Source organism: Paenibacillus ottowii (assembly GCF_050516475.1).
GTDB classification, from domain to species: domain Bacteria; phylum Bacillota; class Bacilli; order Paenibacillales; family Paenibacillaceae; genus Paenibacillus; species Paenibacillus ottowii.
The window spans coordinates 5115953-5140519 of sequence record NZ_CP191577.1; the positions used below are offsets into that span (position 1 = coordinate 5115953).

Below are 24567 nucleotides of genomic sequence, written 5' to 3' on the forward strand. Positions count from 1 at the left end.
TTCCGACGCTTTACTTTTCTTCTATTCCCGAGATTTACGGGGCGGGGTGCTGTTTCGTCGATTGACATTCTTCTGCTCCACTAACCGGGGACGTGAAATCATCATCCAGTGAGGGACCCGAAAGATGGTATCTTTGGTGTCTGACGGGATCAGAGGTGCAAAAGGAGTCATATAGGGAACGCCGAACGAACGAAGGCTGCACATATGCAGGATCAGGGCAATGCCTCCGACGATAATTCCGAACAGCCCAAAGGAAGCGGCAAGTCCCATCAAAGGGAACCGCAGCATACGAAAAGCGATGGACATATTATAGGCAGGCAGAACAAAGCTGGAAATGGCGGTAATCGATACGACAATAACCATTGCCGCAGAGATGATGCCCGCCTCGACAGCAGCTTGTCCAATGACGAGTGTGCCTACGATCGAGACGGCTGCCCCGATGTATTTGGGCATGCGAACGCCAGCTTCCCGCAAGATTTCAAAGGTCAGTTCCATCATGAGTGCTTCGATAAAGGCGGGGAAGGGGACAGCTTCCCGCTGTGCCGCTAAGCCGATTAGTAGTGAAGTCGGCAGCATTTCCTGATGAAACGTAGTGATGGCAACATATAAGGACGGACCAAGCAGGGAGATGAATACTCCGGCATAACGAAGAACCCGGATGAAGCTGCTAATGTCTGCACGCTGATAATAGTCCTCCGCCGCATGCAGGAAGGATACGAATAATGCAGGCACGACAAGCACAAAAGGAGTTCCATCCACCAGAATCGCGATTTTCCCCTCCAACAGCTCGGCGGCGATGACGTCTGGGCGTTCCGAGTTGTACACTGTCGGAAAGGGGGTGAACGTTTTGTCTTGGATTAATTCCTCGATATACCCGCTTTCGAGAATGCCGTCTACATCAATGCGATTCAATCGTTCATGTACTTCCTCGACCAATTTAGGGTTCACAATCCCCTTTATATACATGACAGCAACATCGGTTTGGGTTACACGACCGATTTGTTTGGTCTCCAGCCATAGGTTGGGGTCTTTAATCTTACGTCGAATCAAGGCTGTGTTCGTACGCAGTGTCTCGGAAAACCCTTCCCGGGGTCCACGAACGACATTTTCTGAGGCAGGCTCGGTGACCCCGCGATCCTTCCATCCTCGTGCGCTAGCCGATATTCCCTGCGCTTCACCATCAATCAAAATGATGGCATCCCCGGACAACAACGCTTTATATAAGGCTTCAAAGTCGGTAATATCCTCGATGCTGCCGATCGTCAGGGCGTAATCTTTTAGAGTTTGCATGACACTAGAGGAGGCTTGGATCCTTCCCTCCACGTGTCTGGACGAACTGCTGTCCAGCATCATCGACTCCATAATGAAGTCGGAGACTATATTTTTGTCCACCAAACCGTCGGTATAGATGATGGCGATGACTTGATCACCATCCTTGCCAATACGAATTTCTCTGATAACGATGTCGGTGCTGTTGCCGAGTGCTTGTCTAATCTGCTGAAGATTGGCTCCGATATTTGTACCGAGCTGTTCTCCATGATGTTCGGACTTCCCTTCGCTTTGCTGGACGGGTGTCCTTCTAAATTTGTTAAGGGGGGTTCTTTTTCGAAAACGCATGAACGTTCTCCCTCTCTTTGAGGCTACTTTTTAATCCAGTATGGACGCCGGGGTCTCCTGATAAACTTATCGCTGGAATTTCGAGACGAAGAGGATATGAAAAAAACCTCCTTCACAAAAAGTGAAAGAGGTTTTAGACAACTACATCCATTACAATTTAGGATTTTTCCCATACTTATTGTCGCTAGGCTGACTGTCTTGGCAGAAGAATACAATCAAAATAATGGTCCCTACCAGTGGAATAAGACCGATTAGAATCCACCATCCGCTTCTACCTGTGTCATGCAGTCTACGGGCCATGACAGCCAGAGACGGCAGCAGGACAGCCAAGGAATAAATGTACGTCAAGATCGGAGTCAAGCCCAAAAGACCATCAATCAGACCGATTATAAAACTGGCAATTACACTAAATAGAACAAACATCCAGTATTCTGTACGTCTTGCTCTACCTTGGAATCCTACATAGTTTTTTAATCCATTTAAATACCATTGCATATATTTTCACCTCCTCTTAAAGTGTAAATATTTGTATTCCGTTAATCACAAAACAGTTATTTTTAGATATATCGGCAGGTAACATATAGAATTTAACTTGTAAAATTATAACTTTAAACTAGGAATTAAAGCAATACATTTGTTAAGATTAATAATTAAATAAATAATTCACAAAAATATAAAATTACGTATTGAATTTTCCATTCCCATTGAATAATATAAAGATACGATGAACCGTCGGGTTTAAATCGGCCTTCTTAACAGAAGAAGGTTTTATTTTTTCAATCAATTGAAAGCGCTTTAATTTAAAGGGAGGATGATCAGCATTAAATTTTAAGTGTGAAGAAGTGAATATAAACACAATCCTGACCGCCTTATTTCATGTTGTTTTATGTTATCAGGAATGTTTAATACGAGAGGAGATTGAATTATGAAGCATTTATTTGTTCGTAAAGTAACGGCTGCTTCTCTTGCAGGTGCGCTGTTGTTGCCTGCCTCTTTGGCAGGCGCCGAGCCAACACTCGATTTAGATACAGCTGAAATTCAGAGTGTGGGGCAAACTTCCCTTCAAGCTCAAGATCTGGGGAACCTTTCAATTCAAAGTAAAAAGGCCGTTTCCTTCAAGGAGACTTCTGTACATGATCCATCTATCCTCAAAGTGGGGGACGCGTTTTATATTTTTGGCTCACATCTGGCGGCTGCCAAGTCCAAGGACCTTATGAATTGGGATACGATTGCGACAGGCGTGGCGAATGGTAATGCATTGATTCCCAACGTCAAAGAGGAATTAAAGGAAGCGCTCGATTGGGCGCAGACAGACACGCTGTGGGCAGCGGATGTCATTCAATTGGCGGATGGCAAGTTCTATATGTACTATAACGCTTGTAAAGGCGACTCCCCGCGTTCAGCGATGGGCCTAGCGGTTGCTGATAAAATTGAAGGCCCTTATAAGAATAAAGGGATTTTTCTGAAATCGGGCATGTGGGGGCAACCGAGTGAAGATGGGACGATCTATGATGCAACCAAGCATCCCAATGCAGTAGACCCTGACACTTTCTATGATAAGAATGGCAAGCTGTGGATGGTATACGGCTCCTACTCCGGAGGCATTTTTATTATGCAGATGGATGAAAAAACAGGGAAGCCTCTACCTGGGCAGAGCTACGGGAAGAAGCTGACGGGCGGTAACCATGCTCGTATGGAGGGGCCATACATACAATACAGTCCACAAACCGACTATTATTACCTGTTCCTGTCCTATGGCGGATTGTCAGCGGATGGCGGATACAACTTGCGTGTGGCTCGGTCCAAAACACCGGATGGTCCGTTCTACGATGCTGAGGGCAACGACATGATCAAGGTCAAGGCAGATCCTAACAAACCTCTTTTTGATGACGCTTCCATTGAGCCATATGGTGTCAAGTTAATAGGTAATTACTTGATTCCAAGAGAAATTGGTGATCCAGGAACAGGGGTGGGTACAGGCTATGTATCGCCCGGACACAACTCGGCTTATTATGATCCTAAGACGAAAAAGCATTTTGTCATTTTCCACTCCCGTTTTCCGGGAAGAGGTGAGCAGTTTGAAGTGCGGGTACATGAAATGTTTATGAACGCTGACGGTTGGCCTGTAGTTGCTCCTTATCGCTATTCAGGAGATGAGGATTCGCTGAAAAAACTGTCGGAGAAGGATGTTATCGGTCAATACTCGTATGTAAATCACGGGAAGGAAATATCGGCCAATATTAAGCAAGCCGTGACCGTTAGCCTGGATCGCGGTGGAACATTGTCTGGCGATGTGAACGGCACATGGAAGCTAGGGGCAGACAATCAGCTAGAGATTACAGCAGATGGAACGAAGTTCAAAGGGGTATTCCTCCGGCACCGTGATCCAGACACAGGAACCAAAACGCTTGCTTTTACCGCATTGTCTTCCAAGGGTGTTGCGGTATGGGGATCGCTAAAGCCTGACCTGAAGGCCAGCAAGATTGTAACTGCGGTGCAGAAGGACCTGAGTCTCGGCGACACGAGCAACGTCTTGTATAATCTCACGTTGCCTACTCAGGCTGCGCAAGATACTACTATTTCGTGGGAATCCTCCCGTCCAGAGATTATTTCGGTCACAGGTGAAGTATACCGTCCAGAAGTCGGTTCCCAGCCTGCAGCAGTTACATTGACAGCGACTATTAAAAAAGACAAAGCTACAGCAAAGAAAAGCTTTACAGCCATTGTTCCCGAGCAGGCTCAGGGTCCTGAGCTCGCACGCTATTCGTGGAGTGAGGATCAAGGAACTTCGGTTGTCGACAGCACATACAATCAATTCGATGGTAAGGCCTATGGGGGTGCCACATGGGACAAAGACGGGAAGCTTGGCGGTGCTCTTGTCCTAAACGGCAAGGATGGCTACGTGCAGCTCCCCAATATGGTAACGGATGCAAAGGACTTTACCTTTTCTGCTTGGGTAAACTGGAAGGGCGGAGCAGCTTGGCAGCGGATTTTTGACTTCGGCAACGGTCAGGCTCGCCATATGTTCCTCACCCCTTCCCAAGGAAGTGGTGTGCTCCAGTTTACAATCCATGAAGGTACGGATCAAAGCTTGCTTGCCAAATCATCATTGCCTCTAAACCAGTGGACGCATGTAGCAGTTACACTAGAGGGGAATACAGGGAAGCTGTATGTGAATGGTGAAGAAGTAGCAGTAAATGACAGTATCACCTTTAACCCAAATGAGCTGCTGACGAGCGAGGCTTATCTCGGTAAAAGTCGCTTTGTCGCTGACGCCTACTTTAACGGCAGCCTGGATGAGGTACAGTTATATAACAAAGCGCTGACAGCTGAGGAAATTAAAGCACTGGCGGATTTGTAATTAAAATGAGCATTAAAGGCAGGGGATGGACTCTTCAACACAAGTTCATCTCCTGCGCAAGTTGTGTATATTTATTTTTTGATTACTGGTATAATAAGAAGTAATTGCGGATATAATGTTTTAAGTAGGAGTTAATGACTCGCTCTTCTCTAATGAAAAAAGTTTGAAACAGCAATAGATGACTTAAGCACTCTACATAAATTAAATTCAACAGTGCTTGCGTTTTCAATACACTTATGGTAATATGAGTATATTGAAATTGTGACCTGAGATTCACATATTGTAGAGGGTTATTGTTTTAGGTTGAAATAACCTTGTGCAATATGTGAATTTTTATTTGTAAAAAATAAAGGTCATATAAATATATTTTGGAGGTAATTCCATGCAAACAGGTACAGTTAAATGGTTTAACGCAGAAAAAGGTTTCGGTTTCATCGAAGTTGAAGGTGGAAGCGATGTATTCGTACACTTCTCCGCAATCCAAGGCGAAGGTTTCAAATCTTTGGACGAAGGCCAACGCGTAGAATTCAACGTAGTTGAAGGAAACCGTGGACCACAAGCTGAGAACGTTGTAAAACTGTAATTATAAATTACAGCCTACTTCAGATGCCCCGAACATAGCGTTTGGGGCATTTGTTTTTATCTGTTCACAAGACCGTTTTTGAACTGATTACATCTTATCGCTTTATAAATCATGAAGAAAGAGGGATGTTTATGTACAATTCACGGAAAAAGCCAATGGATGAAATTCCTGAGGAAATGACAACTGTCTGGAATTGCGCCAGTGATACATGCAACGGCTGGATGCGGGATAACTTCGCTTTTTCTGTCGAGCCGACATGCCCCATTTGCGGTTCTGCCATGGTGAAGGGCGAGAAAAAACTGGCTGTTTTAAATAATACGAGCTTTAATCATACCAAACAATCCTAAGCGGATACATGTTTGTAGTGAAAGATGCCCCATAGCCCTAACGGCGCTGAGGCGTCTTTTTTGTTTTTATAAGAATAGGCTTTCAATTGTGTTGTATAGAGGATGGGGATAATATGCTCAGTAAGATGGAATTAAATTCAGGTAGCGCCTCATAGAATACACCGTGACCACTTCGTTCGAAAGGAATAAGCCTGGAACCGGCGATTCCTTGTTGAGTTTGGATCGCTAGGGGGAAAGGACAGACCCGATCCAGCTTACCGTGTAGAATCCATGTAGGCACGTGTATACATGGCAAATCAGATCGTAAATCAGAGTCGCGCAGTGAATACAAAGTACATGCCATACTACGAACTGAAGACGCAAAGCCCTGATCACGCAGCCAGTCACGTAAACTCTGGCTGACAGGATTGGCAAACAACATTTCGCCAAAGGATGTTACCAGTTGGGGGCGATCTGTATAGGCTTGTTTGATGAGTTGATCTACCTCAGCAACAGGAGTACCGTAAGGAAAGTTGTTGGTTGGGGTGAATCGAGGCGTGGCGGCTCCGATCAAAATCAGCTGATCAACACCCCATCCCCGGTGTCTGCTCATGTAGCGCGTGACAATAGCTCCTCCCATGGAAAATCCGATCAGCCGTACATGGCATAATTGAAGAGTCTGTATAACTGCCAGGAGATCGTCTGCCAGTCGATCATAATTGTATCCATGCCAGGGTCGATCAGATTTCCCGAATCCTCGGAGATCAACCTGAATGCAGCGGTATCCGTAAGCGGGCAACAAGGCAACCTGGTATTCGTACATTCGATGATCCAGCGGCCAACCATGCACCATCAGAACAGGGATGCCTGCTCCTATATCTTCTACATACAGCTTAACGCCACGTTCCACTTCAATATAATATCCCATAATGCTCCTCCCTTTAAAAATTACGAAATTCGTTCTCTCTCACATATATGTAGCCAGGGCTTAGCTCATTCGAAAGAGGGGGAAATCGTCGCTATGGAAGCATATAACTGGTAAAATATGTATTTCCTCCTGCATAGGGATAGGATATACTTATGGAATGAAACAGCATTGGGAGAGTGGAACAATGACACCATCAAAAACATTAAAATGGATTACAGGCGGATTGGAGCTATTTTTTGCTATTCCCATTTTGGGCGGGCTGCTCGTCGTAAATTCTGCGTATACTGTATTGTTCTTTATGTTGATTTTTCACATTGTAACGTTGGTGCTATCGGTGACTAATAAAGAGGCGTATTATGGATCCATTTTAGGGATTGTAACCTCAGTTATTGGGTGGATTCCATTTGTGGGCTGGTTAATGCACTTGATTTCAGGCATATTTTTGATGATTACCGCAGCCCAACAGCCGCGGGACCAGTATCGCAATCGCAACCCCTACGATGATTATCGCTACTAGGGTAAATATCGCACTGAAATGATGAAAGATCCTGTGGACAGGATCTTTTTTAGTTATGAATTCTTCCCATGATTACGGTGTTATAGTATTGGCCATCTGAGAGAATCTTGTCGTTTTTTAACACCCCTTCGATTTCGAATCCATGCTTTTGATAAAGCGCAATAGCTTTATTGTTGGTTTCTAAAACTTGTAGTGTCATTTTACGGATGCCGTTGGAGTCTGCCCAGGAAATAGATTCTTTTAAAAGGTTCGTCCCAATCCCATAACCCCAATAGTCCTTTTGTACACAAACACCGAATTCGACTTTATGAGCAAATCTGCGCAGCACATGGCCCTCGCATCTTGAGAATGCAACGACCTTATCATGAACGACCGCAACTAAAAATAGATTTTTGTCATTCTCTGTATCGGCTTGAATAAGCTGTTCAAAACCGGTTGTACTTATGAATGCTTCCCCCTTCTCTCTGTCTAAATTTTCAGTCTCTCCATCAATCCGTAAGCGGATTTCAGACATATTCATTGCATCTTGAACCATAGCCGATCTGATGGTATAGCGTACTCCTTGTACATCAAATTCCTGTTTATTTATTTTCATTACATACTCCTTTTACCTGAATCAGGATGAAAAAATGGGTCCTCTGACTATGCCAGTTTACCACATGTTGTATAAAGAGCATGAAAAATAAGCTTGTCCTCTGCTGTGTATCGCAGCAGAGGACAAGCTTATTGATTTCTCAATCCGTACAGGGAAGCCGGATGGAGATTTATTATGATGGAGTGGCTGTACAGATGAACAAATGGTTCTTATGAGTGTGACTTATCAGGCTACAGCTTTTGGAAGACACAGAGGCTGTAGCTATTTCTGCTTAGCAGAGGTTTTCGTGGCATTGGTTTTGGCAGGAGCCTTGGCCGTATCTGCTTTAGCATTAGCAGGAGCTTTACCTGGATCTGCTTTCCCTCCGTCTACTGGTGGCTTGGAAGGCTTAACGCCATTCACCATATCGGTAATCATTTGCTCCAGGTTGGAAATACGTTGGTTATATTCGCTTGCGGTAATCTTGCCGTTTTGTTTTTCCGTAGCGAGCTTCGATTTCATATCCGAAACCATCACATCAATCACGGAGTTTACACTCACACCTTGTGCTTTGGCGATCGTAGCAAGAGACTTACCAGCTTTCAACTGTGTATTCAACTGACTGGAGGACAATTTCAATAGCTTCAGGAGAGCTTTATTCTCAGCATAATTTCCTCCTGCCATTTGTGGACCATTAGCATCGCCGGGGTTACCCTTAGGTGCCTGTTCTTTGTTTGCTGCGGGAGCCTTCTCAGGTGTAGTTGAAGCAGCATGGGCTGCGTCTGTGGAGTATAGCGCTCCGCCTCCTAAAAATGCCAACGCCATCGTTCCAGCTAAAATTGCTTTCCTGGTGCTTTTCATCTTCATTTTCCACCTTTCATTTTGGTTTGTTTGGTACGTGATACATCATAAGGGATGAACTTGAATGCTATCTGAGCGCAAGCTGAGCATTTACTGAATGAAATTTGGCTGGCAGGACTAGCATGTTAACGAATTGCACTTGTATTATGTGTATTAAGTGATATAATACACTACAGGCACGATAGAAACAGCCGATTAGGGGGAAGCACCCATGGAAGAACAACAGGTTGGCTCGTTCCGATTTTTAATTGACTTTAGCCAGCCATTATATGAACAAATACTAAATCAAGTAAGAAGCTCCATTGCTAAAGGAGAGATCGAAATGGGAAGCAAAATGCCATCTGTACGTGATCTGGCGCAGGAATTGCGTATGAATCCGAATACTGTGATGCGGGCATATCAGGAACTGGAACGGGACGGACTCACTGAGAAGCGACGCGGCTTGGGCACTTATGTAACTTCGTCCAGTGAACGGATTGCCAGCTTTCGCGAACAATTGGCTATGACGTATATCGACCAGTTTCTCGGACAGATGAGCAGCCTGGGATTATCCTGGGAAGATGTACAGCATTATATAGAAAGCCGACAGGACGAAGATCACGAGAAAGGAGGCAAAAAGGTATGACAGAGTCTGTGGTAACTGCAAAGCAGCTAACGAAGCAATATGGCAGTAAAAAAGCATTGGACCAACTGGATGTCGTCATTCCGGCAGGACGTATTGTGGGCGTGTTAGGGCCCAATGGCTGCGGGAAGTCCAGCTTCTTCCGAGCCATTACGGGGTTAATTCAGCTGGACGGGGGCGAGCTCCAAGTACTGGGCCAGCAGCCTGGCTGGGAAACCAACCGGAGCATATCCTATCTTCCTGACCGGGCGCGCTGGTATCCCAACCATACAGTTCAGCAGACGCTGGAATGGGGGAAATCCTTTTTGCCTGGCTTCAATATTAAGGATGCCTATAAACTAGCTGAACATATGGACGTGGAATTGGGGCTGAAGATGGCCGGATTGAGCCGCGGACAGGAGGCACGTGTGCTGTTGATTCTGTGTCTGGCACGAGAAGTACCGCTTATGATCCTGGATGAACCTTTTGTAGGCATTGATGTTCTCTCTAGAGAAGCGATCATAGCAGGGATTATTGATTATTTGGAGGATCGGCAACAATCTATACTCATTAGCACACATGATATTCAGGAAGTGGAAGGCTTGTTTGATTACACGGTTATGATGGACCGCGGGCGAGTGATATGGTCCGGTGATTCAGATGATCTGCGTGCAGAACATGGCTCGCTGAATCAGGTGTTCCGCAATTTGTACAAAAAGGAGTGGAAGGCGTGAACTCATCCGGGTTGTTCAAAGATTTGATACGCCATGAATTTCGAAATAAAGGAAGCTGGAGAAAGCAAAGTAGCAATCGACTGCCCAGATCGTGGAGGCTTGTATATTTCTCATTTTTTCTAATTGCGGCGTTCACGATTTCCTTGTATTTTGCGCTTCACAACCAACTCGAATTGACAAGGCTGTGGTATGTCACCCTGGGCCTGCCGTACATGATCGTTTTTATGGGTGTAGGAACACTCAGAAGAGAATGGGAAAATGATACCTACGGCTGGTGGCTGACCCTTCCTTATCCGCGTATGTGGTTGATTAGCGCCAAATGGATTGCTGCTATTTTACAAACCATTGTCGTGATATTGATCCTGTTTGTGGTAGGTTCTCTATACGCGCTGTTTATCTCATCGACCATACAGGCTTATACGTTTGCGGATGCAGCGTCTTTTATGCTAGCCGGCTTGAACTGGTTTGTGATGATTATCGGCTTTACTCCGTTGGTTATTGCGGTGGGTCTGCTAACGGCCAGCACTAAATACAGCACTTTGCGGCCGCTTAGCCCGATCCTGTGGATTCTTTTGATGGGTGGAGGGAGTATTTTCTATTGGTCAGGCGATTGGCGGATTTATGAGCAGTTTGATCGTGTCCAAAACGGACATTGGTTTCCCTTTACTTGGCATTTCCCGGTCGCAGTGTTGATCAGTTGGATTGTTGCATATGTTTTAGTTCGACTGAATGCTTATTTACTGGAGAAAAAGCTGTCGCTTTAGTTTAGATAAGTGATTATATAACAGAAAGGAATTTGACCATGACGACGATATTCATATATGCCTTGATGGCGGTTCTGGTGGGGCTGATGATCTGGTTGAGAACCAAGAGACGAAGGGGCCCGGTAAAAGGAAATGGAATACGGATTCTGCTCCCTTTGTTTATCGCATTTCCGGTTATGATGGTATCCATATATCAATTGATGCATATTCCTGGTCAGACGCATGCGCTTCCTGCCTTTTGGGAGCTGCTGGTCGCCGGGCTGCTAGGGGTTCTGTTTGGCTACGTTATTCTACTGCATACGGCGTATGAAAGACGGGATGACGGTCTTATTTATCCCAAGCCGAACCAATATTTCAAATACATTATTATCGCCATTATTTTGATTCGCGTCGTTTTGACCCAGTATCTCAGTAGTTTGGGTACAAGCGAAATTAGCATGCTAGCCATTACGATGGCGCTCGTATATATCTCGATCTGGCGGATTGGGAGCTTCATCAAGTTTCGGAGGACGTTATCTGTATCACAATATTAATGAGGTTACAGCGGCTTACTATTCCCAAGCGCTCATTCGCTTGCGATAGGAGCCGCTTTTTTGCAGGACTAACTTTAAAAGTACATGCTATTTAAATAAAATGGTGAAGATGATCATACATTGTTATGGCTTTCCATATCCTTTATTCGAAGGTTTGTGCTTGCGTGGCAACGGTCATAAGTATAAAAATTCAAAGAAGGGTTTATTAGGGTTTCAAATGATTGAAATGGGGTTTAAAGTTAGGTAGGTGGGGAAGAGTTCATACTTCCGCGGTTAACTGCAACTATATTAGTTACATAAAAAGAGACTATGTTCCACATTATTTTACAGGTTGAGAGGGGTTTACATTCATGAAAAAACATACGGTTACTGCTGCACTTGCTGGCTTGCTTGTTCTGACTTCTGCTGTACCGGCTTTAGCAGCCGATGTAAAACCTGCTACGGGTATTCAAGTTTGGGTAGACGGCAAGAAGGAGGCTTACAACATAGCGCCTATCGTGAGAAATAAGCAGGTTTTAATTCCTTTGAGACAGTTGGCCTCCAGTTTAGGAATTCCGCTGGACGCCAAGCACGTTACGTTCAATACAGCGCGCCAAAGTACCACCATTCGATATGACCAGGCGACCGTTGTTCTGGTGTCAGGCAATCCGGAAGCGCAGATCAACGGGATTAAGGTACCGCTGTCCACCTCTCCCATCTTGACCAAGCAAGGGGTAACCTATGTGCCAGTCGATGTTGTCAAAGAAGCATGGGGCAAGCAAGTGATGTGGGACCCGGCGAGCCAAACCCTGCAAATCGGGGTGAGTAATAAGGATAAGGTTGTAGAGATTCTGAAGAGCTTTGAAACGGGTGATACAAAAGCAGCCGAGGCTTGGATTAGCAAAGATCAGTACATTCAGCATAATCCGAGCATGGCTAGCGGGAGAGATGCCTTGTTGCAAGCGATTAGCCAATCGAAGGGAGCCAACGTGCTGGTTGAAATCCAGCGGGTTATTCAGGACGGCAATAATGTAGCTGTGCATTATAAAAAGTCCATTGCAGGGAAAACGAGCATTGGTTTTGATATCTTCCGCTTCGATAGCAATGGTAAAATTGTTGAGCATTGGGACAACATGCAGGACTCGGCTCCAAACAATCCAAGCGGACACACCATGATTGACGGAACAACACAAATCACAGATCTTAACCAAACGGAGACGAACAAAACGCTGATCCGCAAGTTTGTGGATGACGTGCTGGTTGGCAAAAATCGTGCAGCTTTGGAAAGCTATTATCATGGGGATCAGTATATTCAGCATAATCCTCTTTTTGGTGACGGTGTATCCAGTCTGAAGCAGGCATTAACCGCAGCGGGTCAGGGAGCGTCTTTTGGATATGATCAGGTGCATATGGTTCTTGGAGAAGGCAACTTCGTGCTGGTAGTTAGTGAATTGAAATCTCCTAAGGGAACCTCAGCCGCTGTCTATGATTTGTTCCGTGTGGAGAACGGCAAAGTCGCCGAGCATTGGGATGTGGTTCAGGAGATTCCAGCTAAAACAGAGTGGAAAAATACGAACGGTAAATTTTAGAGATAGGCTTATGGTGCGATCTGATTGGCACTGTCCAGACCGTCCGCTTCCTGTTAAAATGGTGCAAACACATCAGGGGGTTGGACGGTGGAAGACTTGAAGCAACGCGTGGGCTGCCTGCATGCGCATCACTCGAATATAGCTTATGTGGAACGAGCTTTTGCTTCTTATGAGGTGGAGCTGGTACATTTTGTGGAACCGGGACTTATGCGCCGGGTCTCGTCGGACCCGCATTTTTCTGCAGATGATGCCAGACGCAAGGTAGAGGAGCAACTGAGCTGGATGTCTCAAAGCGATCTAGACGTTATTTTGATAACGTGCACGAATTATATCGCTTTGGCGGAGAAGGTTCAAGGGACCATGTCTATACCAATAGTTGCACTGGATGAGCCCTTTTTTCATGAGATGTGCGATGATTTGCTGCCACGCACCTTGGTCTTCACGAATCCAGCTACCGTAGAGGGGACGATGAAGCGTCTTTATCATACGGCCACTCTGTTAGGCAAGCCGAACCTCTCTTCTTTGATAGAGGTCAAGGTGGTGGAGAACGCCTTTGAACTGATTATGCAGGGACGCAAAGATGAGTATGAGGAAGTGCTCGTTCGTTCATTGCATGAACTGAGGAAAGCTGATCCAAGCAGAGGGCTGGCTGTAGCCCAGTTATCTATGGTCGACGCTGCGTTACAGGTGGAGCTGGAGACAGGGCGAACGATTGCAAATCCTTTAAAGTCGTTGGTGAATTTAATTGAGGTTTTGTTAGGTTAAATAAGTACAGCCAAAAGAACTTCCAACCCATTTTTGGGACAGTGGAAGTTCTTTTTTATGAGTTGGTGGGTGGGGTACCTTTGTGCTGTTCATCAGGGATTCTGTTGGTCTTGGAAGATGGATGCTGCGCCTGCCGAATCTCTTTGAACAAGCGTAACGTACAACCGTTCATGCTCCACGTCTTCCCCGGCAATGATTTTGAGAACTTGTTCGGCGGCTACAGCGCCCCATTTGCGCTTGGAATAGTCAATCGTTGTCAGCCGTGGCTGAATATATTGCGCCAGCTCAATATTATCAAAGCCGACGATATGAACATCCTTGCCAATGGTAAGCTCTGACTGAGCCATTCGATTGTAAAAGCCTACAGCCATTTCATCATTGAGGCAAAATACGGCTACAGGCTCCGAATCCGGGTCAGCCTGCTGCTGTAAAATGATCTCAGCCGCCTGCTCACCGCCGGATTTTTCAAAATTGCCACCAATTTCGACCATCTCGGCGACACCGCTGCGCTCAATGGTCTGCTTGACCGCTTGCATCCGCTGCCATGAATCATAAGAGCCTTCCGGTCCGGTCACAACATATAGCTTGCGGTGTCCCAATTCCAAGAGATGCTCTACTGCGAGCGCGGCACCTGCTTTGTTATCCAGTAGCACCTGGTTAATATTAGGATGATTCAATTCGCGATCCAATACGACAATTTTATGTCCGCGCTCGGCGTAGTTCAGCAGCTCCTGACTATCAAACGTCTGATCCAGTACGATAGCTCCATCAATCATACGTTCTGGCAGCATTCGATGTGATTGCTTGCCGCTGCATACAATGAGGTCATAGCCCTTGCGGTTTAAAATTTCCTTGATACCGAACAGTAAGTCTCCATAAACGTCTCCGCGGAAATCTGTGAGAAAAACGCCAATAATTTTGGTTTGCCTTTTCTTGAGATTGCGTGCGGCGGCATTTGGCACATAATTAAGCTCCTTGGCAATGGCCAAAATACGTGCGCAAGTCTCCTCTGTTACCTTATCGCTACCGTTCAAAGCGTATGAAACAGTAGATATGGAAACGCCCGCCTGTTTGGCGATATCTTTAATGCTGACCACAGCGTCACCTCCTTGTGTCCGTCTTATATGTGCTATTGTATATGCATTATTAACCACATATCTATTCCAAATGTCGTAGTTCTACATGCAAGCAGCAAAGGGCGATCCCGTAAGATCGCCATTCCTTTGTTGCTATACCTGATTTTGCTTACGATATCATTCAGTTTTATAAAATAATCTCCAGACGGTGCAGACCGTCATGGTTTGCTAATGCCTGCTCGAAGGTCTCACGTTTGATACGCAAGGCACCGGAGCGGTAGCGATTATCATCAGCTGGCTCGCTTTCCAGAGGGACTCCGTTCAACACTGTACGGCCTTGTTCACCGATCGTATGCTCTTGCAGCATGCGGTAAACAAAAATGACGGGTTTTCCTGCAAAGGAAAATCTAAATTCCAATCCGTCGAGATCGTCCGGCAACACAGGGTCCAGAATCAGGTCCTCGCCTGACTGACGAATACCGAGAACATTAGAAATGAGCTGATTCATGTAGATTCCCGGACCGCTGGAATAAATTCTCCAGCCACCCTTGACGGGTACGGCTCCTTCCCGTAGTTCACCAAACCGCTCCTGTGCTTCATAGCGGGTTTTAAATTTACCATCCGAGCTGCTGAAATAGGCATTGCTTTGGCGCCAATCGGCATTCGGTACAGTCGCACGAATGCCGACCGGATTGATGAGCTTCAGGCTGTGCCAAGCGTCATCCTTGCGTCCTAACTTGGCCATCGCTTCCACAAAGCGGATATGGGCATGTACATATTGCAATCCGACTTCACGTCCGAAGTTGGCCGCTTGTTCTGCGCGCTTGAAGTGCGAACTCACACCACCGTCATATTGTGCAGGACGGTTCATCAGACGCACACCATCCGGGCAGAGAAACTGCTCGCGGATGAGCTGCTCATGAGCCAATGCTTGCTCAGGCGTGAGCAACTGGCTAATCATGCTGCGTGTCATCGGTAGCAAGCGGTAGTGAATTCCCGTCTCGGCGTCGGACGGATGGAGCATGAGCTTAGGTTGACCAGGCTCTTCCATATATACGAAGCCTGGGATAATTCCGCTCTCTAGCATGTAGCGATTGAAGTCTTTACGGATGCCGTTCGCCATCTGATGTAGATCTTGTGCGATCTTATCAGCTCCGCTTACTACGTCGGCTGGAGCTTGCTCCAACGCAGCAGCAAAGTTACGAACCACTTGGTAGGTGAGTGCGACTGTCCAACTGCTCGCCATGTATTGCTTCAGCTGCGCATTGGCTGGCTGGAGGGTGTCGTCCCAATCGCCGTCACCGTATGCCGAAAGGTACGTGTCATGCAGGAAATTCTCCCGAATATATTCGATTTCCTTCAGGGCATGTTCCATGAGGGTAGCAGTCTGCTTGGTATAATCGAAAGTATGCCGATGGGTGTAAGGCACATTTTCTTCCAGAATACTGTAATCACGGGTCGCGGTCAAATAATCGCCCAATACTTTGAGCGGCCAAACGATAATATCCCCATGGCTTTCTTCTTGCTGCACGTGAGTATAGTTGTCAAACATAAACCATTGCGGCCAGTTTCCGCTGTCTTCATACTGATGGCTGAATACAGTTAGCAAAATGGAACGAACCTCATCAAACTTTTGCACCGCCGAAAAATATTCTACAGGTCCCTGACATACATCGCGTGTTCCCCAAGCTGCTCCGCCGTATTGCTCCAGACCGTGAGGTACAGAGTAGTGGACGAGCATATTGTGGGTGTACCACCAGGCCACGGCGTTCACACGGAATAGCTCGCTCGTTTCCTCTTGACCAAGTGTCAGATGGAAGCCATTCATAAGCTCGGCAAAATATTCCCGGTAGCGCTCGCGCTCCTCCTCAAAGGAGGCGTGAGGCTCCTTGCGCGCTTGGTCCTTGCCGGACGAACGGCCATGCAGCCAAGCCTGTACCGTGCAGGTCCATTCGCTGCTCTCACCCAGTTCCAGCACGACCAAGGATGCATCAGGTGAAGCCTTGGCCTGCAGCAGTGCGTGAGCGTCGCTCACCTGCTGTAATGGAGCGCCTGCTACATGCATCCGGTACAAAAGATCCGGATAAGCCTCGGCGCTTAGGGAAGCGGAATCAGCTCTAAAGAGCAGGTCGTCACCTTCGCGTTCCATATGAAATGGAAGCTCATATTCGTTCACATGCATAGACATTTGCTGAGTGATCAGGAATGGGTAAGCTTTGCCGCTTGCCGAACGCATGTGAAGCCGCACTTCCGGGCGATCGGCATTCGTATGGTTTGTAATAATGAATGTATCGTCAGCCGTTTTGTAATACCAGCGCACATAATTAAAGCCAATCTCAAACAGGGAAGGCATGGTGAGTAGGTGGTATTTTCCTTGAATGCCGACGTAGATACGTTGACCGGATGTCTTGGGAATATTGAGCGCATTACGTACGTTGGTGATCATTTTGTTGAAATTCGTATTGCCGATCACGAGCTGGGAATTGAATACCCCGTACATATAGGAGGTTGTTGTAATGGTTTCTTCCTTACCTCCAGAGTAATGCCCGCCCATTAAAATATGCCCGTGAGGACGCTCTACACGAAGCTCTTTGGATTTGAGTACGATATGCTCATAGCTATCCGTAAAAAAGGAAAGGAGTTCATCGCCATCCCGTTCTTCTTCATGGCGTTTTGGGAAAAGCTGCTCCACTTCGGCAGCGGTCAAATCCAGTGTGCGCAGTGGCTCACCGATGGTTTGCGCTGGAGCTACGCGCTCTGCCTGGAAGTCACTTGCGATGTGCGCTGGGATGATGTTCGCGGAAGCGTCCGCTAGCACGACTGCTACTTCTTCACGTGCTTTGGTCACCAACTCCTGATACTCCAGCTTCGTCACTGCAGCCGGATGGTTTGGCTGGAACAGACCGTAAAATGTAAAGCGAGCTTCCCCGGCGAGTTTTACCCGCTCAGATTGCAGCGCTGTATAAGCAAATTCGTATTGGTACACTTCATTGGCGAGCGAATCGCGGCGGAGTGCTTCCGGCTCATTCGTTTCCTTGTAAGAAAGTCCAAAGAACTGAAATCCATCTGTCGAGTATCCGACAGTGCGTGTTAACGATCCTTGTTGAATGTAAGGAAATGCCTGACTTTGCGGCTGATTCTGACGGGAACAAACGGTATAGCCTCTTTGTTCATCATGATAGACAGTATGGTCAATATATTGAGACAAATAAGCTTCATTACTGCGTACAGCAGCGGTATCGGCAATGCCAATATCCTGACCGTACACAATATCTGCTTCAACGTCATCTCCCTGTAGGGTTACATCCCAGAACCACACTCCCAGGCGGCTGAGTGTGAAGGTCACCTGATAGCCTACACCCGCAGTGAAACCTTCCCAAATAATCTGCTGATCCGTTTGTCGGATTACGCCGGGCGAACGGATTCCAAGCAGGGGAGTAATGCTTATACCGGAAGGACGATACAGTCTCAAGTACAGATTGTTCAGGGAACCATCGACTGAATTGGTCAACAGTTGGTTGATCATCGTTGAGCCATGGGCGATCTTATACACATCACCGCTGCTTAAGAAGGTAAAGGACAGGTCTCCGGCCCGCAGCAAAATATTTTGATCCAGACTTGTATTCATCAAAGGGAACGCCTCACTTTCCTGTTTCTTTTACTAACCGAAAACGGCCTTCAGTAGTATCCCGGCTGTTAGGTCCTGTAAAGACGGCGAATTCACCGCTGTCACTGTCAAAGCTCAAATCTGCATGATGGTAGCGCAGCTGAGGCTCGGTCACTGTAAATTCCACTTCCCGGCTTTCGCCCGGGGCAAGCAGGACTTTGCAGAAATCTTTCAGTTCTTTCATTGGTCGAACCGTATCCCCGCTGATATCACGGACATAGAGCTGAACCGTTTCCTCGACTGGACGTGCTCCTGTATTCGTTACCTGTACTCTAACGGTCAGTTCTTGACCGGGAATAAGGATATCGCCGGAAAGCTGTACGCTGTCATAGGCTACATCGGTGTAGCTCAGGCCATAGCCGAACGGGAATAAAGGTTCGTTCGGTAGATCTAGATACTGGGACACGTAGCGTTCTGTTGTGTTCGGATCTAACTGCGGACGTCCTGTATTAAAATGATTATAATACACAGGCACCTGTCCGACCGATTGCGGGAAAGACATCGTCAGACGCCCCGTAGGTTCAGCATCGCCGTATAACAAATCGGCAATCGCCGCGCCGCCTTCGCCACCAGGGAACCAGGCTTCCAGTACAGCGTCTGCTTCTTCAATGACGCCGTGCAGATCCAATGGACGACCATTAAACAGTACGGCTACCATGGGCTTGTTCAGTGTCTTCAGGCGCTTCACCAATTCTAATTGCGCCTGCGGCAGGCGAATATTCGAACGGCTGCCTGCTTCACCACTCATATCCGAGCGCTCACCAAGCGCCAATACGATGACTTCTGCTTGATTGGCAGCATGCAGAGCTTCGGCATATTGCTCCTCAGTTATGTCGTCTACAGAGCATCCTGTCGCAACCGTGAGCAGCGAGGAGGATATTTTGGATTGGAAGCCGTCAACAACACGGATGGCTTCCTCTTGTGAACCGCTCCACGACCAGGAGCCCAAGATATCGCCGCTTTCTGCAAAAGGTCCGATCAACGCGATATGTTGATTGCGATTCAATGGAAGCACAGAATCATTTTTGAGGAGCACGCATGATTTAATGGCTAGTTCTTTAGCAACCGCACGATGGGCTTCGCAGAACACAACTTCACGCTCACGCTCAGGGTCTGCGCCGCGCAGCGGATGTTCGAACAAGCCTAGCTTTTGCTTAAGCTTCAATATACGCATCACTGCTTCATCAACGAGCGCCTCATCCAGCTCTCCGCTGCGAACCAGTTCAGGCAGGTGTCCATTATAGCAGGAGGTCATCATTTCAATATCTACGCCTGCCAGCAGTGCTTTTTTGGCAGCCTCCCGTTCATCCTCGGCGATGCCGTGAGGAATAAGCTCTTTGATCGCGGCCCAATCTGAAATGAGTACACCGTCAAAACCCCATTCATCACGAAGCAGATCTCGCATCAGACGCTTATTGCCCGTTGCGGCCACGCCTTCTACGGTATTGAAGGACGTCATCACCATTTCGCAGCCTTCATCCAAAGCAGCTTTGTAGGAGGGAAGATAATACTCTCGCAGCTGCCATGCGGATACATCTACGGTATTGTAATCCCGCCCGCCTTCACCAGCTCCATAGGCAGCAAAGTGCTTCACGCATGCGGCTACCCGCTCGGTATCATTCGTTAGATCCTTACCCTGAAATCCGCGTACAAACGCACGGGCAAATTGACTGTTGAGATACGGGTCTTCTCCAGTAGATTCCATCACACGGCCCCAGCGTGGGTCACGTACCAGATCGACCATAGGAGCGAATGTGACGTGAACACCGGATACAGCTGCTTCCCGGGCAGCAATGGTGGCGCTCTCCTCTGCAAGCTCCATATCCCATGAACAGCCAATGGCCAGCGGGATCGGGAAAATCGTTTTGAAGCCGTGTACAATATCTGCCATAATTAAAAGTGGAATACCTAGGCGGTTTTTACTCAAATGAGCCTGCTGAACACGGATCGCTTCCTGGGCTCCTGCAAGACCGAGCACAGAACCAACATTGTGGACCGTTTGTTCTGTGATGCCGAGAGAAGCCATAGGCCCGGTAATTTGGCCCTCCGTGCCTGCTTTTTCGAAAAAGCCACCCACAAGCTGTAGCAGTTGGTCGACTTTTTCTTCAAGCGTCATGTTTTGTAGAAAGGAATTCAGGTGTTGTTCCATCATAATCCTCCATAAGCTGTGTTATTGGTCGACAGCTCTCTTTTCCAGATTCATGAGTTTTTTGGATAAAGTTGATTCAAAAAAGTGCTGAACAGGCTAATAGCTAGTATAGAAGCATAATCTTCTGTTTTATCATTAATCGAAACGTTTCTATTGTCGAACTCAGTTGGATTATATACGCTTTCAAAAGGAGAGTCAAATCTAATACGGGAGTTTTTATATAGGATAAATAGCGTAATAAAGATGAAATGAATGGAAGAAAGACGCGATTCAGGAAAAATAAAATATAATACCCCTATTGAATGCGGTTTCAATTTGTTCTATAATGACTATCGAAACGTTTCTATTGATGGGTATGGTCCTTAGGTTTTAAACATAATTGTTACAACCGTATGCTTTAAATGCTATGTTTTTACGTGTACAAGGATTTTGCGAAATTTGATTTTAAACGCTCCAAAGCGCAATATATAGACGAAATAGACCATTTCGATCTATATATTATTTATGGGAAGTTGCTATTGATTTTCTGCAAAACTCTAGCATTGGAATCCGTTATCATATTGCATGATCAGTAAACTGATCATCTCGGGAGGAATTCGTATGATGAAAAGAACGTTGGGGATCATTTTGGCAAGCACCTTATTACTGGGAGGCGCGCTGGCAGGCTGTTCATCCAAGGATGATTCATCCGGCAAAGATGCGAATGGCAAGACCACCATCACCTTATGGGGCATGGGAGCGGAAGGGAAGCTGCTGCCTGAAATCGTAAAAGATTTTGAAAAGGAAAATCCGGATATTCACGTTGATGTACAGGCGTTGCCGTGGGATAACGCTCACGACAAATTGCTCACAGCGGTTGCCTCAAAATCCGGCCCGGATGTTGTTCAGTTAGGTACGTCATGGGTGCCGGAATTAGCATCTGCGGGTGCATTAACAGATATCACGCCTTACATCAGCAAGTACCCTGAGCTTGAAGCGAAAAATTTCTTCAAGGGCGCTGTGAGTACGGCTCAATTTGAAGGTAAACCGGTCGCCGTACCTTGGTACACTGAAACGCGAGTTTTATTCTATCGTTCCGACCTATTGAAACAAGTGGGATACAATGAAGCACCAAAAACGTGGGAAGAACTTTCCGATGCTGCGCAAAAGCTGGCGGCTCGGGGTAAAGGCAAGTATGGTATCTCCTTTAGTGCTAAGGAGCAATCTATGGGCTTTATGTTTGCGCTCCAGAACGGCTCCAAACTGGTTGACGAGCAGGGCAATCCGCTGTTCAACCAACCACCGTTTGTAGATGCTGTGAAGTATGTGAATAGCTTTTTCCAAAATGGATCTAATGCAGTGGATATTGGAATTGACTCCGTTCAAGGTTTGCAAGGCGAGGGGATCGTTCCAATGTTTATCAGCGGTCCTTTCATGATTAAAGAAATCAAGAGCAAGGCACCAGAACTGGAAGGTAAGTGGAATATAGCTGAGCTTCCTGGCAAAGTAAACAACCTGTCCGTTTTGGGTGGAGCCAACCTTTCCATTATGAAATTCAGCAAGCATCCAGAGGAGTCAGCTAAATTCCTGGCTTACATGAGCAAACCAGAAACACAGCTAAAATGGATGGATCTATCCAGTAACTTGCCTGCGACCACCAAATCATGGGAAGATACCAAGCTGAAGAGTGATCCGATGCTTCTGACGATTCGCAAACAGCTGGATCATTCCGCAGCATTGCCGCAACTGGCTGCATGGGAAGAGGTTTCTCAACAATTCATCAAGAGCTTCGAGCGTATTTACCGCGGTCATGCCGATGTACAGAAGGAAATGGATGATTTTAATCAGCAGGCTGCAAGTATTATGAAAAAATAATGATCCATATCTGTCATTGTCAAAGGGAGTGAAGGCATGAAAGGAAGCTCGCAGAAACTTGCGCCATACTTGTTTATCGGTCCCTCCATCATCCTGCTAACGCTGTTTTCGCTATTGCCGATATTACTGGCGCTTGTGATCAGCTTCACGGATATGGATCTGTCTGGACTCGTTAATTTTGATAGCATTCGCTTTATAGGTTTGGAAAATTACACGAATGTGCTTTTGGACCCTTCCTTTTTGAAGTCCATTGGGAATACGCTATTTTTCGTCATCATCGGTGTTCCGCTAGTGCTTATATTTTCGCTCAGCATCGCGATCCTGATTAACATGGGTAAATCACGTGCTTTCAAAGTATTCCGCGTCGTGTTCTATCTGCCGTCCGTAACCAACGTGGTTGCGGTCGCAGTAGTTTGGAGCTATCTGTATAACCCGACGCTTGGATTATTCAATTACGTACTTGGTCTAATGAACTTGGGTCCCGTCCCATGGCTGACCGATCCAACAGTAGCGAAAATTTCGCTGATTGTGTTAGCGGTTTGGCGGGGTATCGGCTTAAACATGATCATCTTTATTGCGGCTATTAAGGGAATTCCCGGCTCTTATTATGAAGCGGCCCAGCTTGACGGGGCCAATACATGGCAGCAAATTCGTTATATTACGCTTCCGCAGCTTCGTTACGCTATTTTCTTCGTGTCCATCACGACGATGATCGGCTGGCTGCAATTTTTCGAGGAACCTTTTGTCATGACCAAAGGGAAACCGCTGGACGGCACGCTGACGGCATCCTTGTTCATTTACAATAACGGCTTCCAATTTAGTAAATTCGGGTATGCCGCGGCGGGATCGTTCATTCTGTTCTTTGCGATCATCGCGGTAACGCTGATCCAGTCCCGTTTGCAAAATAAAGCGGAGTCCTGATAGAGAGAGGTGATGAACGTGAAAACAGCTGTTCAGCAAGCCCGCGCCAATACGCGCAGTGGTGAAAAAACATTTCAATGGTTCGTGGCGATTCTCCTGACTGTGGGAGGTCTGTTGATGGTGCTGCCTTTTGCGTGGATGATTTTATCCTCCTTTAAGACAGAGGGGGAGGTAACCAAAATCCCTCCAACCATCTGGCCGGAGCATTTTACTCTGGATAATTTTAAAATTCTATTCGATAGCATGGCGTTTGGAACCTATCTGACGAATACGCTAATCATTGTTCTAGCTTCCTTCTTCGGATTATTCCTTAACGCCATGGCAGGTTATGGTTTTGCCAAATTCCAGTTTAAGGGCAAGGGTTTCCTGTTCTATCTGGTACTGGCAACCATGATGATTCCAGGCCAAGTGACGATGATTCCCGTCTATTTGATTCTAAACCAGATGGGGTTGACCAATTCTATGCTGGGGATTGTCCTTCCTGGATTGGTAGGCGCGTTTGCAATCTTTCTCTTCCGGCAGTTTATGTCCGATATCCCGGAAGAATTGCTGGAGGCGACGCGTCTGGATGGAGCAGGGGAGTTCCGCACTTTTTTACAAATCGTGCTGCCCATTTCGACGCCAATTATCGCAGTGCAGGCTATCCTGACCTTTATCGGCGGATGGAACAGCTTCTTATGGCCGCTCATTATTGCGAACGATGAAAAGCTGTACACCTTGTCCGTAGGTTTGTCCCTGCTTAAGGGACAGAACGAAAGCCAATTTGCCCTGCAAATGGCAGGCTCGACCTTTATGGTCGTTCCGATCATGATCATCTTCATTATTTTTCAAAAGTATATTATCGAGAATTATACGATTTCGGGTATTAAGTAGGGTTATAGTTTGATTAATGAACGCAAAAAACGGAGGACCTCAAAGTTTAATCCAAAGAGGTCTTCCGTTTTTTTTGTGTTCTTGTTTTATAGAACAATTAAAAGGCCTGCTAGTTAACATTCATTCCCTAAAAGGTCGCATCATTCTTTATATATAAGAACGGGAGAACGAAGATTTAGAATTCAGATTGCGTGTTACGTAGGTGAATAAAAGTTCCGACCTTCAGAGTCATTAAGGTTTGCATTACATTAACAACGACCAGCTTTTTTAATAAAGAAAATTATACTTTTATTAT

The 24567-nt window shown here is 46.5% G+C and carries 21 protein-coding genes; 13 read left to right on the plus strand and 8 right to left on the minus strand.

Going from position 1 to position 24567, the window contains the following annotated elements:
- Positions 1 to 21: 21 nt before the first annotated feature.
- Both ACQQ6X_RS23770 and ACQQ6X_RS23775 read right to left on the minus strand, forming a co-directional pair.
- Positions 22 to 1617, minus strand: a complete 1596-nt coding sequence (locus tag ACQQ6X_RS23770; RefSeq protein WP_305167326.1) for a spore germination protein — start codon at positions 1615 to 1617, stop codon at positions 22 to 24.
- Positions 1618 to 1767: 150 nt separating this feature from the next.
- Entirely contained in the window at positions 1768 to 2112 is a 345-nt protein-coding gene (locus tag ACQQ6X_RS23775) for a DUF805 domain-containing protein (protein ID WP_305167327.1), read from the minus strand.
- Between the two features lie 430 nt (positions 2113 to 2542).
- Here ACQQ6X_RS23775 and ACQQ6X_RS23780 point away from each other — a divergent pair, with 430 nt between their 5' ends.
- The 3 genes from ACQQ6X_RS23780 to ACQQ6X_RS23790 all read left to right on the plus strand — a co-directional run bounded on the left by ACQQ6X_RS23780 (position 2543) and on the right by ACQQ6X_RS23790 (position 5908).
- On the plus strand, positions 2543 to 4978 hold the full coding sequence (locus ACQQ6X_RS23780; protein WP_305167328.1) for a LamG-like jellyroll fold domain-containing protein: 2436 nt from the start codon (positions 2543 to 2545) through the stop codon (positions 4976 to 4978).
- Between the two features lie 382 nt (positions 4979 to 5360).
- Positions 5361 to 5561, plus strand: a complete 201-nt coding sequence (locus ACQQ6X_RS23785) for a cold-shock protein (RefSeq protein WP_007428290.1) — start codon at positions 5361 to 5363, stop codon at positions 5559 to 5561.
- A gap of 131 nt (positions 5562 to 5692) precedes the next feature.
- Positions 5693 to 5908 (plus strand): cold-shock protein, encoded by a 216-nt coding sequence (locus ACQQ6X_RS23790; RefSeq protein WP_063206886.1) that lies wholly within the window; start codon positions 5693 to 5695, stop codon positions 5906 to 5908.
- A gap of 82 nt (positions 5909 to 5990) precedes the next feature.
- On the opposite strand, the gene ACQQ6X_RS23795 is transcribed toward ACQQ6X_RS23790, so the two are convergent.
- Entirely contained in the window at positions 5991 to 6815 is an 825-nt protein-coding gene (locus ACQQ6X_RS23795) for an alpha/beta fold hydrolase (protein WP_305167329.1), read from the minus strand.
- Positions 6816 to 6999: 184 nt separating this feature from the next.
- On the opposite strand from ACQQ6X_RS23795, the gene ACQQ6X_RS23800 reads away from it, so the two are divergent.
- Positions 7000 to 7332 (plus strand): hypothetical protein, encoded by a 333-nt coding sequence (locus tag ACQQ6X_RS23800; RefSeq protein WP_149035092.1) that lies wholly within the window; start codon positions 7000 to 7002, stop codon positions 7330 to 7332.
- 49 nt (positions 7333 to 7381) lie between these two features.
- Here ACQQ6X_RS23800 and ACQQ6X_RS23805 read toward each other — a convergent pair whose 3' ends face one another.
- Together ACQQ6X_RS23805 and ACQQ6X_RS23810 are read right to left on the minus strand one after the other, a co-directional pair.
- A complete protein-coding gene (locus ACQQ6X_RS23805) occupies positions 7382 to 7927 on the minus strand; it encodes a GNAT family N-acetyltransferase (RefSeq protein WP_305167330.1) in 546 nt (181 codons plus the stop codon).
- A gap of 261 nt (positions 7928 to 8188) precedes the next feature.
- A complete protein-coding gene (locus ACQQ6X_RS23810) occupies positions 8189 to 8767 on the minus strand; it encodes a hypothetical protein (protein ID WP_305167331.1) in 579 nt (192 codons plus the stop codon).
- A 211-nt stretch (positions 8768 to 8978) separates the two neighbouring features.
- On the opposite strand from ACQQ6X_RS23810, the gene ACQQ6X_RS23815 reads away from it, so the two are divergent.
- The 6 genes from ACQQ6X_RS23815 to ACQQ6X_RS23840 all read left to right on the plus strand — a co-directional run bounded on the left by ACQQ6X_RS23815 (position 8979) and on the right by ACQQ6X_RS23840 (position 13732).
- Positions 8979 to 9392: a GntR family transcriptional regulator gene (locus tag ACQQ6X_RS23815; protein ID WP_305167332.1), complete on the plus strand. Its 414-nt coding sequence runs from the start codon at positions 8979 to 8981 to the stop codon at positions 9390 to 9392.
- A complete protein-coding gene (locus ACQQ6X_RS23820; protein ID WP_305167333.1) occupies positions 9389 to 10102 on the plus strand; it encodes an ABC transporter ATP-binding protein in 714 nt (237 codons plus the stop codon). Before ACQQ6X_RS23815 ends, ACQQ6X_RS23820 begins: the two co-directional genes overlap by 4 nt.
- Positions 10099 to 10866, plus strand: a complete 768-nt coding sequence (locus ACQQ6X_RS23825; RefSeq protein ID WP_305167334.1) for an ABC transporter permease subunit — start codon at positions 10099 to 10101, stop codon at positions 10864 to 10866. The genes ACQQ6X_RS23820 and ACQQ6X_RS23825 overlap by 4 nt, the downstream gene beginning before the upstream one ends.
- A gap of 38 nt (positions 10867 to 10904) precedes the next feature.
- Positions 10905 to 11399 (plus strand): CcdC protein domain-containing protein, encoded by a 495-nt coding sequence (locus tag ACQQ6X_RS23830; RefSeq protein WP_305167335.1) that lies wholly within the window; start codon positions 10905 to 10907, stop codon positions 11397 to 11399.
- Positions 11400 to 11749: 350 nt separating this feature from the next.
- On the plus strand, positions 11750 to 12967 hold the full coding sequence (locus tag ACQQ6X_RS23835; RefSeq protein WP_305167336.1) for a stalk domain-containing protein: 1218 nt from the start codon (positions 11750 to 11752) through the stop codon (positions 12965 to 12967).
- Positions 12968 to 13054: 87 nt separating this feature from the next.
- Positions 13055 to 13732 (plus strand): hypothetical protein, encoded by a 678-nt coding sequence (locus ACQQ6X_RS23840; protein ID WP_305167337.1) that lies wholly within the window; start codon positions 13055 to 13057, stop codon positions 13730 to 13732.
- Positions 13733 to 13824: 92 nt separating this feature from the next.
- Here the strand turns inward: ACQQ6X_RS23840 and ACQQ6X_RS23845 are convergent, their stop codons facing one another.
- The 3 genes from ACQQ6X_RS23845 to ACQQ6X_RS23855 all read right to left on the minus strand — a co-directional run bounded on the left by ACQQ6X_RS23845 (position 13825) and on the right by ACQQ6X_RS23855 (position 20624).
- Positions 13825 to 14829: a LacI family DNA-binding transcriptional regulator gene (locus ACQQ6X_RS23845; RefSeq protein WP_305167338.1), complete on the minus strand. Its 1005-nt coding sequence runs from the start codon at positions 14827 to 14829 to the stop codon at positions 13825 to 13827.
- A gap of 166 nt (positions 14830 to 14995) precedes the next feature.
- Positions 14996 to 18436 carry a GH36-type glycosyl hydrolase domain-containing protein gene (locus ACQQ6X_RS23850; protein WP_305167371.1) on the minus strand — a complete coding sequence of 1147 codons (3441 nt, stop codon included), beginning with the start codon at positions 18434 to 18436 and terminating at the stop codon, positions 14996 to 14998.
- Between the two features lie 13 nt (positions 18437 to 18449).
- Complete coding sequence (locus tag ACQQ6X_RS23855; RefSeq protein WP_305167372.1) at positions 18450 to 20624, minus strand: glycoside hydrolase family 3 N-terminal domain-containing protein; 2175 nt, start codon at positions 20622 to 20624, stop codon at positions 18450 to 18452.
- 600 nt (positions 20625 to 21224) lie between these two features.
- On the opposite strand from ACQQ6X_RS23855, the gene ACQQ6X_RS23860 reads away from it, so the two are divergent.
- From ACQQ6X_RS23860 to ACQQ6X_RS23870, 3 genes are read left to right on the plus strand one after another with little or no spacing between them, the layout of a single operon-like run.
- A complete protein-coding gene (locus ACQQ6X_RS23860) occupies positions 21225 to 22478 on the plus strand; it encodes an extracellular solute-binding protein (RefSeq protein ID WP_305167339.1) in 1254 nt (417 codons plus the stop codon).
- 36 nt (positions 22479 to 22514) lie between these two features.
- Entirely contained in the window at positions 22515 to 23399 is an 885-nt protein-coding gene (locus ACQQ6X_RS23865; protein WP_305167340.1) for a carbohydrate ABC transporter permease, read from the plus strand.
- 18 nt (positions 23400 to 23417) lie between these two features.
- Positions 23418 to 24272 carry a carbohydrate ABC transporter permease gene (locus tag ACQQ6X_RS23870; RefSeq protein WP_013368987.1) on the plus strand — a complete coding sequence of 285 codons (855 nt, stop codon included), beginning with the start codon at positions 23418 to 23420 and terminating at the stop codon, positions 24270 to 24272.
- Positions 24273 to 24567: the final 295 nt, after the last annotated feature.